Origin of the sequence: Sphingobacterium sp. lm-10 (genome assembly GCF_023554555.1) — a bacterium.
Taxonomy (GTDB): Bacteria; Bacteroidota; Bacteroidia; order Sphingobacteriales; family Sphingobacteriaceae; genus Sphingobacterium.
In genome coordinates this window covers 1132691-1145070 of sequence record NZ_JAMJWC010000001.1, presented here as the reverse complement: position 1 = coordinate 1145070, position 12380 = coordinate 1132691, and the positions used below count along the sequence as shown (strand labels likewise).

Sequence of the window (12380 nt, the reverse complement as noted above, 5' to 3'; positions counted from 1 at the left end):
GTATTTTGTTTTTGGTGTCGCAATATGGAGCAGTCTGCTTCTAATAAATTCATGTAATTCTACATCCAGTAAAGCACTCACATCGGTTGCTTATGATACAATAGGCAATGATCAGGCTGGATTGGCCCCGCCAAACTTGTTAATGAATAAGCTGGATTCTCTTAAGAAGGGTTTGTTGCATTTTCCTCCTGTTGACTCACTAAATAAAATCGATCCAAAAACAGCTCGGAATATGTTAAAGGATTCGATTTATCGCGAGCTTAAGAAAAAACCTAAACATATTTATCTGACCTTCGACGACGGGCCGCTGTTAGGCAGTCAAGCGATCGATTCTATCCTTACCACAAAAGGCGTGAAAGGTAGTGTGTTTCTGATCGGTAGACATGCCAAAATGAGCAAAAAATTGACCGGATATCTTAATAGATATTTGGATAACCCGTTAGTGGAATGCTACAATCACAGTTACACGCATGCCAACGGCAAGTACCAAACATTCTATAGTGATCCAAGCGTTGCTTTTACGGATTTCGTAAAAGCGCAAGAAGAAATGGGACTTAAGCTTAAAGTCGCACGTTTGCCGGGAAGAAATATTTGGATGTTTGATGATGTCAAACGCTTGGATGGTCGCAACGGAGGTACTACCGCCGGAATGTTACATGAAGATGGCTTCAAGGTTTTTGGATGGGATACAGAATGGCGCTTAAATGGTAAAACCGGTGAATCAGATCAGTCGGTAGAACAGACTTACAAGGCTATAAAAAACCTTCTGGACAAAAATATTGGTTTGTATCCTAATAATGTTGTTTTGCTCATGCATGATGATATGTTTCAGCTTCCAAAAGCACAAAGGAAACTCGGAGCACTTATTGACAGTTTGCAACGGCATCCCGATTACAATTTTGAATTTATGACGGATTATCCTAAGAAATATTAATGTTTAATTAGTTGTTTATTACGATACAATGTTGCGTTTGATTTTAATTATTATGTATATTTGGGGATATCTTATATCCAAAATATGATGATAAAAACATGCAACAACTTCGTTAAGTATAGCGTTTTTGGAATTTTTCCTGTTATGCTTCTGTTTGTGACGGCTTCTTGTGGCCAAAACACCGGTGATTCTCCCATATCAAATCTTCGAATTAATCAAAATAAAGAAGCTGAAATTGGGATAGGACAGACTGCAATGGTACAGGCGGATATAGCGCTTGAACATGGTATCGCTGACGTAGCATTCGAGCTTAAAAACAGTGCTGGCGTACCGATTGATACGATATGGTCATCTCTTGATGATGCTGATGGTCAAACAAAATACGCAGTATCCCAAGAAATTCAAATTCCCGTTACGTTGCGTCCCGGTAAATATTGGTTAATACTGTCTGTAGAAGATACTCATTCAGATATAAAACGAGATTCGATCTCGTTGAACTTGGTGTTGGACAATACCATTCCGATCGTCGGTGATCTGGATGTCGGAATTAATAAAAACGGAAGCGATTTACATCTGGAAGCGGAGCTGACGGCGGTGAAAAAGATCGATCGGGTAGAAGTGCTTATCAAAGGTGCCAATTGGTCTAAAGATATTAGTTTTGATAAAGCGTCTATTAAGGATCAGTTATCTACTACTTTTCACGAACACGTGCACGTCAGCGATGCACCTTCAGGTGCGTACACCGTATTTCTGACACTGTATGATCAGCAGGGTCGCATGGCCAAGGTAGAAGGTTCTTTCCGTAAATAGCGCTTCTTATCGTTTATTTACTGAAAGCTGTGGTGCACCACACTGCCCCGCTCAAAATCTTTAGTGACGGTTACCGATCTTGGCATGCGCTCTTTAAGCTCTTCGACGTGAGAAATAATACCCACCACACGATTTTCCTGATGCAGGTATTGTAGTGTGTCAAATACGGTATTGATGCTCTCATGATCTTGCGTGCCAAACCCCTCATCAATAAAAAAGAAATTCTTGTCCGACTTGTTCAACGACTGAATATTTTCTGCTAAGGCGAGTGCCAGGCAGAGCGATGCTTGAAAGCTTTGTCCGCCAGACAATGTTTTCACCGATCGCCGATGTCCGTTATTTAGATTATCAATCACTTCAAAGTCGTTACTGTCGCTGACGCTGAGGCTGAGTTGGTTTTTAGTCAACCGATGGAACCGCTGGTTAGCAATCTCACACAAGCGCTGCATGTGTATTGTAGAGATGTAATTTACAAATCCATTACCTCGAAACAGATTATCCATTACTTTGAGGTGATCAGCACGTTTGCTTAATTTCTCCAATTGCTCATTTAACTTTTCTTTTTTCGCGAATTCCACCGTGAGGTGCCCTAATTCCTTTTCAAACCCTCCAAATGCAGATAATTCTTCTTCATAGGCCGCATGACTTGTCGTATAGCGATCGCGTATTGCTATGAATTTTTCCGGCGTATAGTCATCATCTTGCGTACGTATCGTCAGGTTTTCCACTTGGCGCTGTAAAACTTGCTGCTGTATATCGAACTCCTGAATCTCGCTACGTAACTGAGGTACTGGCAAATCCTTGTCTAAAATTTGCTGTACCTGCACTAAATCTTCGTATTGGTTGCTGGAAAGCAATTGTGCGATCTCTGATCGACTGGCAGCAAGCGTTTCTCTTAGCACGCCAAACTGTTCTTTTGATAACTGGTATTGGCCGGCAACATCAGCAAGGGCAGTTTGCTTTTGATGTAAGCGTTGGGTTAATACCTGGTGATCTTCGATTGTACGTGCGATATTGAGTTCGTTTTGTTGTTTGAGATGGATCAGTTCAGATTCGCTATGACTTTTGTACAACACTTCATCTAGGGTATGAAGCTGATTCGTATATTGTTCAATCAGGCCTTTAGCCACCCCGATTTGCTCGATAATGCTTTGCAATCTTTTTTCAAAACGAGCGACCTCATCTGTTTTCTGAATGGATAAGGAGCGGAGTTGCTTTACTTCAGACTCTAGGTTTTGGATGGTCTCTTCTGTTTTTTTATTTTTTTGCTTTTGCTCCCCGAATAAGGATTTATCTTCCGGAGAATAGAGTGGCCACTTAAAGCTGTTCCTATGGGCTGCCATTTGTCCCTGCAATGCCGCTAGGTCCTTGTTAATCTTTGCTTGTATTTCTTGCTTATTCTGCGCTGTATTGGCTAATCTTGCCAACTCATTAGCGACTTGTTGTAGGTGGGTTTGCTGCTGTTTGAGCACCCGTTTTTGTTCCAATACCTGTGCTAAGTCTGATGTCGCCTGCTCGCTAGACATCGGTTCTGGGTGCTCTAATGCGCCACATAATGGGCAGGGTTCCCCGTTCTGCAAACGATGTGCAAAATCTCCTAAGCGCACTTGTACTTGCAATTGTGTTTCGTGCTCCAATAAATTCAGCACATCTTCCTGTATTTTATCCTCTAGGTTTTTAACTTCTTGCTCCCAAGTTTCAGGACTGTACTTCTTCTCCTCGAACTGCTGTGTGATAGCTGCTAATTCGCTTTGTAAGTGTGTTATCTGTTCTTTAGTAGCGTCGATCTGCGCTTCCAGATTATCCTTCCCTACATACCAGGCCTCTATTTCCATTAGCTCTGATGCTTCAAATCTGTTCGATTTGAGATCATCCAATTTTTGTTCTGTGTTGGTTAAGGATTGTTGGCTGTCTTCCAGCTCTTTTTTCGCTTTTTCTACGAAAGGTTCCCCTTTTTTTAGATTCGCCTGCTCTTGCTGTAAAATCGTTTCATTTTTGCGGATATGAATTAGATTTTGAAGATCGATTTGTTCCTGGCGCATTCGATCGATCTGTTTATAGTTCAGTTCTACTACTCGAAGATTTTCCTGCAGGACGTCGATTTCCTCCGAGAGCACTTTTCGTTGTCCGTGAAGCTGCTCTACTCGCAGGCCAACAGCATCCTTTTCTCTTTCCATACGTTGCCTTGAAGCAATAGGATCACGAAATAATTGCACCGTTTGCTCATAGATAGCCAGCTCTTTTCGTAACTGATCTATTTTATCCTTTTGTTGCAACAAAGTCTGTAGATCACGGCTTTTGTCTGCAAGCTCTTGATGGCGCTCTGCGGCTTCTTTTAGAATCTGTCTTTGCGTCTGTAGTAAGTCTAGTTCTGTTTTGGACCGAGTAAGCTGTTCCTTTTTCGTGATTAAGTGCTGTTCTTTTTCCTTCAACACTTCCGATGATATGCCTTCATAACCTGATAAGGCTCCTTTTAAATTTTCCAGCTTCTGGTTGTTGGCTGCTTGTAAAGTTGAAACTTTAGGGCCGAGATCATACCGGTTAAGCTGAAAAATCTCTTTGAGCATCTCAGAACGTTCCTTACCCTTTAGTTCTAAGAATTCTTTAAACTGACCTTGCGGAATGATAATCGTGCGTCTAAAATTGGCATAGGAGAGGTTGGTGACTAAAAAACCTTCGGCCGACTCTAGGGGAATCCAACGATCTTGTTCGTATACATACGCACTTCGCTCAATGGTACTGGTATCTTCAAATTTAGTTGGCTTGCGTCGCCATTGGGCTGTAAATCTAAATTTTTTACCCTCAAAATTCAGAAAGTCAAACACAATTTTGGCCTGTGCAGACTTGAGGTTTAGCATGTTGTAACCGCGTTTGTCGGTTTTGTTCAGCCGTTCGGTATCGCCATACAAGGCAAGACTAATTGCTTCCAAAATAGAAGATTTTCCAGAACCAACCGATCCGAAAATGCCAAATAAACCTCCTTCGGTAAGCGCCGTGAAATCAATTTCTTGCTTTTCCTGGTAGGAGTAAAATCCTTCAACACTTAAATATATAGGTAACATGTAAACAATTTTGGGTATTATTATTCTGTACGCTGTGTGTCCGATTCGCCATTTATTTCCTGGAATAATGACAGTAATTCCTCATTAGGTTGCTGACCGTAGCGGCTTTGGAAATAATCGACAAAAAGCGATTTTACGTCTTTTTCCAGATCGGCAACGGGTTTGTCTATAGCCAGTGTGGTCGTGTGATTTTGCACAACAGGGATGATATGGATAATGCCATCGTGTGCTTCCTGCAAACTTTTTAACGCGGCGGAAGTCATGAAGGTATCGCTTACCATTGTTAACTCCACTAACGTATTGGGGTTGTTTTGTAACCAATCTACCGCGACATCAATATCCTCAAAACGTTTCCGTACCAGTGACCTGCCGCCGTGCAGCTTGTGAGTAGTGTACTGGGCGGCAATATCGGGCGCCAGATCAACTAGCATAATTTTCTTTTCTTGCCCAGCTTCTGAAAATGAGTAGGCGAGAGGACTGCCCGAATAAACGATCGGCGATGCGGTTGTGCCGAGTTGGTGATGGCGATGCAAGTGTCCTAGCGCAGTATATTGTATCTGTGGTGGTATCGCATCGGTATAGATTAATGCGGCATTCCCGATTTTAAGTGGCTTTTCACCTTCTGGCTCTTCCAGTATTTCACCACCGCGTTTCATCATGTATAAATGTGTCACCAACAGATTAACGCCGTGAGGGTCACAATAGGTTTCGGCAAGATGGTGCCAATGAGCCGACAGTGTTTCGTGTAATTTTATATCTCGGTCATCCTCCTCGCCCAGGTATTGTTTTAACCGCAACTCATTAGCGTATGGTGTGGCGATAATGCGCAATGGATAATTGAAACGGGGAAGCATCAATTCCATAAAGCCTTTGTCGGTATGCGTGATGCTAAACCCTGCGGAGGTGGCCGATGCATTCAATTGTGCATTGGCATAGCCTACAAACAGAATCCCACAAGCGCGTGCGAGAGGATCTGGTGCGTCGATTCGATCAGCAGAGTCATGGTTGCCAGCAATCGCAATCACCGGTCTTTTGCCATGGTTTGTCAGGCGTTTTAGCGTCACGTATAGTAGTTCTATGGCGTCTACCGGCGGGCTGAATGTGTCAAATAAATCACCCGCGACTATAACAGCATCTACATCCTCGCGATCTGCTATTTCACAGATTTCATTTAAAATATCCTGCTGCTCTTGTATCCGGGAAAAGAAATCTAATCGTTTGCCCAAATGCCAATCTGCTGTGTGTAATATGCGCATTATTAAAGTTCCTTTCCGTGTGAGGTGTTAAAATTAATGATTTTATTTTTGTCGGGCTATTTTTGCTATCTTCGAATCGTTATTATTCCTTAACGGTCACTATTTATGCGTTTTATCTATTTTTTGGTGTTGTACATCGCCACCATATCCATGGCACATGCTCAGCTGCAAGCTGTGCGTAAAAAAAGTAGTTACTCTTATTGGGTAAACACACCTTCTTCAAGCGACGTTAAGCCCGATAAACTACCGATTTTAGTGTTTTTACATGGCAGGAGTTTGTCAGGTTCTGATATTAATCGGGTTAAACGTTATGGTGTGTTGCGAGCGATGGAAAAGGGGCGCTCGATCGATGCCATCGTCGTAGCACCACAAACATCCAATGGATGGGATGCCGACAAAGTGATGCACTTGGTCGATGAAGTACTGGAGAACTATGGTGGAGATCGCAATCGGGTGTACGTTTGCGGTATGAGTATGGGTGCTTATGGCACGATGGATGTAGCGGGTAAATATCCAGACAGGATAGCTGCCGCGGTAGCTATCTGCGGTGGAGGCACACCCGGTCTTGCCTGCGGACTTACCCAAGTACCGTTGTGGATTCAGCATGGTAATAGCGATCGTATCGTACCACTTTCTGAATCTCAAAAAATTTATAACGCCATTAAGAAATGTAATCCAGAAGCGGATGCTACGCTTACGGTGGTACCCGGAGGTACGCATGGCAGCGTGGAAAATCTTTTCCACCAAGATGCTATCTATGACTGGATGTTTGGCTACAGCTTGTAAGCCATTTGTCTAAGCCGTTTCCGGGTTTTCCAAAAGATCGGTTACACAACCCAGCACTTCATGCTCGCTTGCCCCATTTTCCAACATGCTGAACGCGATATATGCGGCATAAATTTCACTATTGAAGACCTCATGTTTATCTTCTAGTACTTTATCCAATGCGTCCTCACGGACTTTCACGCCGATATGCTCCAGCTCGTTGTGCAAGTTGGTAGATATGCTAATGTGATCTTCTCCACAAGCAAAGCCTAATATAATATGTAGCACCAATTTATCATAGACCTCTGGATCTATGCCGCTCAATTTATTGACATACAAAGTGTTGTCAAATCTCTTCTTAGCGCTGCATACAATCTTGTCCCAGATGAGGAACTCTGTTCTTGTCTGCATAATGATAGGTTTATGTTACTGTAAAATTAGTAAAATATTCCAGATCAGCACTATAAAGACCTACTTTTTGTCGCTATTCGTTTTCTAGCTCTTTCTTGTAGGACTTGATGTTGTCTGCTATCTTTTCTGGCAATTCTGGGTATTTTATGTCCTTGCGTTTTGCTAGTACTTCTAGTAAAATCTTAGCAACTACATAACGGGCCACCCATTTGCTATCTGCCGGAACAATATACCAAGGTGCACTAGTCTTACTCGTATTACGTATTGCTTCTTCATAATAATGCATGTATTCGTCCCATTTCTTGCGCTCGGAAAGGTCGCTCGGAGAAAACTTCCAATTTTTGTCTTCATTGTTCAAGCGTCTCAAGATGCGACTCTTCTGCTCATCTTTGCTGATATGGAGGAAGTATTTGAGAATGATGGTGCCATTTTGAACCAGATGCTGTTCGAAGTTATTAATCTGTTCGAAACGCTTCTCCCAAAAGTCGTTTGGTAAGTTGTCGGTATCTGCAATATCGGGCAGGTGCTCCTCTTCCAAATTGTGTGGATGTACCCGAGATACTAATACATTCTCGTAATGTGTGCGGTTAAATACGCTGAATTTTCCGCGTGCTGGCAGTGCTATGTAGTGCCTCCACAAATAATCGTGCTGGTATTCTTTGGAGGTGGGCACTTTGAAACTATGAACGACTACGCCACGCGCATTAAATTTCTCGAAAACTCTTCTTATCAAAGAATCTTTGCCAGATGTGTCCATTCCTTGGATACAGATCAAAACACTGTATTTGTCATGTGCATACATCACATCCTGTAAATGAGCCAGTTCTTTTCTAATTTTCTTTAAGCGAGACTTTGCTTCTTTCTTTTTGATTTTTGGTTCTATTTTGGTAGGAAACTCGGAGACCAAAAAATCACTTCCTGCTTGAAATTTGTTATAGTATAAACTCATATATTTTCGAATAAGGCTTTTTATAATAATAATTAACAGCGCGGTTCAGTAAAGGTTTGATCCTATTGTAATCTCAATTTATCAACTTAATTATCATTGATTCTAATGATAAATTTAATTATCACTAATATTGATGATAAATTTAATTATCACTGATATTGATGATATTTTTGTTACGATAATTCGTTATATTTGATTTCAATACAACATGGATATGAAATATGCAGTACTTACTGGAGATATTGTAAACTCGAGAATGGCGGATGCGCAATTATGGGGTGAACAACTTCGAGTAGTATTATCTGCTTATGCAGATAACTACGATATATATCGTGGGGATAGTTTTCAGGCGATATTGCCTCTTGAGAAGGCTTTTATATGCACCATCGTATTGATGGCAAGGTTGCAAACTATACCTGGTATACGGGTGCGTATCGGGTTGGGGATTGGTGAGGTAGATCAGCCATCGAATACCGTAAAAGAGTCAACAGGTAAGGCCTATATTTATTCGGGAGAAGCGTTTGACGATTTGAGAAAAGATCTTTTTAAAATCAAAACTCCTTGGCAGGAAACCGATCGCCTCATTAATCTTGTCATGGGTTTGTGTACGGAAATTATGGGCAGATGGACGGTCAATATGGCGGAATCCTTTGCGGCAGCGATGGAAAATCCAGAAAAAAATCAAGTACAGCTCGCCAAGTTGTTAAAACGTAAACATCAAAGTCAGCTCAGTACCGAGCTCACGAAAGCAGGCTTCGTCAAGATTCAGGAGAGCGTAATATATTGTACACAACAACTTATAAAATGATGTTGACCGTATTACTTCAATTTTTAATAGCGCATGTATTGGGTGACTTTGTATTGCAACCGAAATCTTTAGTAGAGAAGAGGAAGTTGCACATCAAATACTTATTGCTACACGTGGCCGTTCACGCTCTCATGCTCCTGGTGATTTTTTCGCAGAGTCTTAATGCATATTGGCATGGTATCGTATTCATACTGGCTACACACCTAGGGATTGATAGTTTAAAGATTTGGTACGAGCACAAGTGGCCTACAAAACCATTCAGAGCATTTGTCGTTGATCAACTGTTACATTTATTGATGATAGGATTAGTCACAATTTACTACTATCCAGATTATTTTCAGCAGTTAGTACTCTGGTCGCCAGTAAATCTATTGTACATACTAACATTTCTTGTATTAGTTTTTGTAACACCAATCATCATGCGTGTTTTCTTTAGCAAATGGGATCAAGAACAGGCGTTTACTGGGAAGAAGACAGATACGTTGCTGGATGCTGGATTGGTAATCGGAATATTGGAACGTCTGATGGTTGTACTTTTTATTCAATTAAACTTTTTGCCGGGAATCGGATTTCTAATTGCTGCAAAGTCCATTTTCCGCTTCGGAGATTTAACAAATGCGAAAAATACCAAGTTTACAGAGTACATCTTAGTAGGTACATTTTTGAGTTTTACCATCGCATTAGTACTTGGTGTATTGTTGAAGCTTGCTACAGCGAAATTATTGTAACAAGCTATATGTTAAATAAGCATTATTTCTCCTACTAAGCGCTTGCATATAAAATAGTTGGTCTGTTTTTTGTATCTTTCATCATGTAAGTGTCAAAATATACTAATTATGCGCATATCCATCTTATGTTTTCTGTTGCTTCAAGTATGTCTGTGCCATGCACAGAAGGTCGATTTGAATGGTGTAAGGAAGAATTTCAACCAAGGCGTGAAGAACAAAGAACTTTGTGAGAGATACCACGACCAGTTGCAGGAAGGTGCACGTACTCCGATTGAGAAAGGCTATAAGGCTGCCTTTCATATGTTCATGGCCAAACATACATCAAATCCTATCAAGAAGATGAGCTACTTCAAGAACGCGAAAAACATGTTGGAAGACGTGATCGAAGCTAATCCGCAGGAAGTAGAATTACGGTTCATTAGGCTATGCATACAATATTACTCTCCAAAATACCTGGGCTATCATAGCGATGTGGAAAAGGACAAAACCTTTGTCATGAATAATTTGCATAAAATGTCGGATAAGCAAGCTAAGCAATTGATCTTTAATTACCTGGATGGTGCCAACATGTATACAGACAGTGAATTGGCCTTGCTAGGTCGCTAAGAAGTTGTTGTTACAGTATTAAAAATTTAGAAACTTCATCCCAAGCACCCATCCATTCTGACGTTGTGCTCCCTGCATGGCGCGTACATAATCTATTCTGAATAGCCGAAACTTTCCCCATCCCACGTTATCCAATCCTATCGTAAATTCTTTTCCAGATTTCGGAAGTTTGATCTCATAGTTTCCTTCCTCGTTGGATGAGGTGCCGGTGTAGGTGTTTTCGATACTGATCGTGGCGCCGATAACAGGAGCTCCAAATTCATCAACCACTTTTCCTTGTATTTGCGCCGCTAATAGGGAAGGGAGCATGGTGATCAGTAAAAAAGATATTTCATTATTATGGTAATCAGGTCTCTTTAGATGATTAAAGTTAGTGAATATTCGTTCGATAATTTGTTTGTATTTATTGAACGTAATTTTTATCTTTGCCGATCAATAAATACAATTAACAAATTAATTAAATAACAATGTACGCAATAGTAAATATAGCAGGACAGCAATTCAAGGTTGCAAAAGACCAATATCTTTTCGTGCACCGTTTGCAGGGAGATGAAGGCGCTAGTATTGAATTTGACAACATATTGTTAGCAGAAAACGGTGGTAAATTCACTGTAGGTACACCTAGTATTTCAGGTGCTAAAGTTTCAGCTACGATTTTGTCTCATTTGAAAGGTGATAAAGTAATCGTTTTCAAGAAAAAACGTCGTAAAGGCTACAAAAAGAAAAACGGTCACCGTCAAAGTTTCACTAAAATCCAGATCACTGGAATTAGTTTGTAAGAAGAGAAGTCGAACAGGCTTTGATAATAAATTGAATTTTTAATCTGACTTAACGTCATAAATTAAGATAAGAAAATGGCACACAAAAAAGGTGCGGGTAGTTCCAAGAACGGCCGTGAGTCACATAGCAAGAGACTAGGTATTAAAATTTTTGGTGGTCAACAAGCAATTGCTGGTAACATCATCGTACGTCAGCGTGGTACAAAACACAATCCTGATGCTAACGTTGGTATCGGTAAAGACCATACATTGTACGCTTTGACTGCTGGAACAGTTGTTTTCCGTAAAAAAGCGAACGACAAATCATACGTTTCTGTCGTTCCTGCTGCTGAGCAGAACTAAGTATACCTTATTTCATAAAAAAGCCTTTGAACAAAATGTTCAAAGGCTTTTTTTATGAAATATTTAAAAGTCTAGCGGATAATGCGCTTGATCTTATTGGAGCGTTTGATCAGCTTATGTAGCGAATCGTAATCTTCATTCTCTAAATTATGGTAGATCTTTTGCAGCTGTTTAATGTGCTCTTCTAGTACCTCCAGCACATTTTCTCTATTTTGTTTTAAAATAGGAGTCCACATGTCTGGTGAGGATTTGGCTAAACGCACAGTAGATTCAAAACCTGAACCAGCTAATTCAAAGATTCTACCTTGTGATTTCTCTTTTTGCAGCACCGTGAGTGCTAACGCAAAGGAGGTGATATGAGAGATGTGGGAAACATATGCCGTGTGCATATCGTGCTCTTCTGCATTCATAAACACGGATCGCATCTCTAGTTGTTCGCTTATGCTCTCTGCGATATCAAACGCATCCTCATCTGTTTTAAATGCCTCCACATATACCATCACTTTATCTTTAAAGAGATCGGGGATGGCTGCTTCCGGCCCGGAATACTCCGTACCGGCCATAGGATGTGCGGCAATATAGCGGCCGCGATTGGGATGTTCCTCAATGTGTTGTAGGATATTGATCTTGGTAGAACCCATGTCAATCACGACCTGCTGATCCACTTTATCAAGGATAAAAGGTGCCAATTGCATGATCGCATCGACCGGCACAGTTAATACCAATACTTTACATTTGGCAATCGCAGTTTCCAAATCAACCATTTCGTCGACCAGTCCCAGTTGTAGTGCTTTTTTCTGGTTGATTTCACTTTTATCAACGCCATAAATACGGGTCGCAAAATGAGTTTCCCGAAGTCTCATTGCCATCGATCCACCAATTAATCCGACCCCGACTATAGCAATATTCATCGTATTCTCCATGTGGGTG

General features: G+C 41.0%; 14 protein-coding genes. 8 read left to right on the top strand and 6 right to left on the bottom strand.

The window, feature by feature from the left end:
• Positions 1–232 precede the first annotated feature (232 nt).
• The gene (locus tag M8998_RS04515) at positions 233–934 is read left to right on the top strand and encodes a polysaccharide deacetylase family protein (RefSeq protein ID WP_249990936.1); all 702 of its coding nucleotides are present in this window, start codon (positions 233–235) and stop codon (positions 932–934) included.
• An 84-nt stretch (positions 935–1018) separates the two neighbouring features.
• Positions 1019–1744, top strand: a complete 726-nt coding sequence (locus M8998_RS04510) for a DUF4625 domain-containing protein (protein ID WP_249990935.1) — start codon at positions 1019–1021, stop codon at positions 1742–1744.
• Between the two features lie 17 nt (positions 1745–1761).
• On the opposite strand, the gene M8998_RS04505 is transcribed toward M8998_RS04510, so the two are convergent.
• Positions 1762–4806 carry an AAA family ATPase gene (locus M8998_RS04505; RefSeq protein WP_249990934.1) on the bottom strand — a complete coding sequence of 1015 codons (3045 nt, stop codon included), beginning with the start codon at positions 4804–4806 and terminating at the stop codon, positions 1762–1764.
• A gap of 20 nt (positions 4807–4826) precedes the next feature.
• A complete protein-coding gene (locus M8998_RS04500; protein WP_249990933.1) occupies positions 4827–6062 on the bottom strand; it encodes a metallophosphoesterase family protein in 1236 nt (411 codons plus the stop codon).
• Positions 6063–6167: 105 nt separating this feature from the next.
• Here M8998_RS04500 and M8998_RS04495 point away from each other — a divergent pair, with 105 nt between their 5' ends.
• Positions 6168–6848, top strand: coding sequence for a carboxylesterase family protein (locus M8998_RS04495; RefSeq protein WP_249990932.1), 681 nt, complete (start codon positions 6168–6170; stop codon positions 6846–6848).
• Between the two features lie 9 nt (positions 6849–6857).
• On the opposite strand, the gene M8998_RS04490 is transcribed toward M8998_RS04495, so the two are convergent.
• Entirely contained in the window at positions 6858–7238 is a 381-nt protein-coding gene (locus M8998_RS04490; RefSeq protein WP_249990931.1) for a hypothetical protein, read from the bottom strand.
• Between the two features lie 73 nt (positions 7239–7311).
• Positions 7312–8187: a PPK2 family polyphosphate kinase gene (locus tag M8998_RS04485; protein ID WP_249990930.1), complete on the bottom strand. Its 876-nt coding sequence runs from the start codon at positions 8185–8187 to the stop codon at positions 7312–7314.
• Between the two features lie 214 nt (positions 8188–8401).
• On the opposite strand from M8998_RS04485, the gene M8998_RS04480 reads away from it, so the two are divergent.
• The 3 genes from M8998_RS04480 to M8998_RS04470 all read left to right on the top strand — a co-directional run bounded on the left by M8998_RS04480 (position 8402) and on the right by M8998_RS04470 (position 10329).
• Positions 8402–8995 carry a SatD family protein gene (locus M8998_RS04480; protein ID WP_249990929.1) on the top strand — a complete coding sequence of 198 codons (594 nt, stop codon included), beginning with the start codon at positions 8402–8404 and terminating at the stop codon, positions 8993–8995.
• Positions 8992–9723 carry a DUF3307 domain-containing protein gene (locus M8998_RS04475; protein WP_249990928.1) on the top strand — a complete coding sequence of 244 codons (732 nt, stop codon included), beginning with the start codon at positions 8992–8994 and terminating at the stop codon, positions 9721–9723. The genes M8998_RS04480 and M8998_RS04475 overlap by 4 nt, the downstream gene beginning before the upstream one ends.
• A 108-nt stretch (positions 9724–9831) precedes the next feature.
• Entirely contained in the window at positions 9832–10329 is a 498-nt protein-coding gene (locus M8998_RS04470; protein ID WP_249990927.1) for a hypothetical protein, read from the top strand.
• A gap of 18 nt (positions 10330–10347) precedes the next feature.
• Here M8998_RS04470 and M8998_RS04465 read toward each other — a convergent pair whose 3' ends face one another.
• Positions 10348–10638 (bottom strand): carboxypeptidase-like regulatory domain-containing protein, encoded by a 291-nt coding sequence (locus M8998_RS04465; RefSeq protein ID WP_249990926.1) that lies wholly within the window; start codon positions 10636–10638, stop codon positions 10348–10350.
• Between the two features lie 158 nt (positions 10639–10796).
• Between M8998_RS04465 and rplU the strand changes: the two genes are divergently transcribed.
• Both rplU and rpmA read left to right on the top strand, forming a co-directional pair.
• Complete coding sequence (rplU, locus tag M8998_RS04460) at positions 10797–11108, top strand: 50S ribosomal protein L21 (protein ID WP_249990925.1); 312 nt, start codon at positions 10797–10799, stop codon at positions 11106–11108.
• A gap of 75 nt (positions 11109–11183) precedes the next feature.
• On the top strand, positions 11184–11450 hold the full coding sequence (gene rpmA, locus M8998_RS04455) for a 50S ribosomal protein L27 (RefSeq protein WP_249990924.1): 267 nt from the start codon (positions 11184–11186) through the stop codon (positions 11448–11450).
• A 71-nt stretch (positions 11451–11521) separates the two neighbouring features.
• On the opposite strand, the gene M8998_RS04450 is transcribed toward rpmA, so the two are convergent.
• A complete protein-coding gene (locus tag M8998_RS04450) occupies positions 11522–12373 on the bottom strand; it encodes a prephenate dehydrogenase (RefSeq protein WP_249990923.1) in 852 nt (283 codons plus the stop codon).
• Positions 12374–12380 lie beyond the last annotated feature (7 nt).

Bases quoted from the DNA above. Each gene is read 5' to 3' on its own strand.
- M8998_RS04515 (WP_249990936.1), top strand. From the start codon at position 233: ATGTTAAAGGATTCGATTTATCGCGAGCTTAAGAAAAAACCTAAACAT.
- M8998_RS04510 (WP_249990935.1), top strand. From the start codon at position 1,019: ATGATGATAAAAACATGCAACAACTTCGTTAAGTATAGCGTTTTTGGA.
- M8998_RS04505 (WP_249990934.1), bottom strand. From the start codon at position 4,806: ATGTTACCTATATATTTAAGTGTTGAAGGATTTTACTCCTACCAGGAA.
- M8998_RS04500 (WP_249990933.1), bottom strand. From the start codon at position 6,062: ATGCGCATATTACACACAGCAGATTGGCATTTGGGCAAACGATTAGAT.
- M8998_RS04495 (WP_249990932.1), top strand. From the start codon at position 6,168: ATGCGTTTTATCTATTTTTTGGTGTTGTACATCGCCACCATATCCATG.
- M8998_RS04490 (WP_249990931.1), bottom strand. From the start codon at position 7,238: ATGCAGACAAGAACAGAGTTCCTCATCTGGGACAAGATTGTATGCAGC.
- M8998_RS04485 (WP_249990930.1), bottom strand. From the start codon at position 8,187: ATGAGTTTATACTATAACAAATTTCAAGCAGGAAGTGATTTTTTGGTC.
- M8998_RS04480 (WP_249990929.1), top strand. From the start codon at position 8,402: ATGAAATATGCAGTACTTACTGGAGATATTGTAAACTCGAGAATGGCG.
- M8998_RS04475 (WP_249990928.1), top strand. From the start codon at position 8,992: ATGATGTTGACCGTATTACTTCAATTTTTAATAGCGCATGTATTGGGT.
- M8998_RS04470 (WP_249990927.1), top strand. From the start codon at position 9,832: ATGCGCATATCCATCTTATGTTTTCTGTTGCTTCAAGTATGTCTGTGC.
- M8998_RS04465 (WP_249990926.1), bottom strand. From the start codon at position 10,638: ATGCTCCCTTCCCTATTAGCGGCGCAAATACAAGGAAAAGTGGTTGAT.
- rplU (WP_249990925.1), top strand. From the start codon at position 10,797: ATGTACGCAATAGTAAATATAGCAGGACAGCAATTCAAGGTTGCAAAA.
- rpmA (WP_249990924.1), top strand. From the start codon at position 11,184: ATGGCACACAAAAAAGGTGCGGGTAGTTCCAAGAACGGCCGTGAGTCA.
- M8998_RS04450 (WP_249990923.1), bottom strand. From the start codon at position 12,373: ATGGAGAATACGATGAATATTGCTATAGTCGGGGTCGGATTAATTGGT.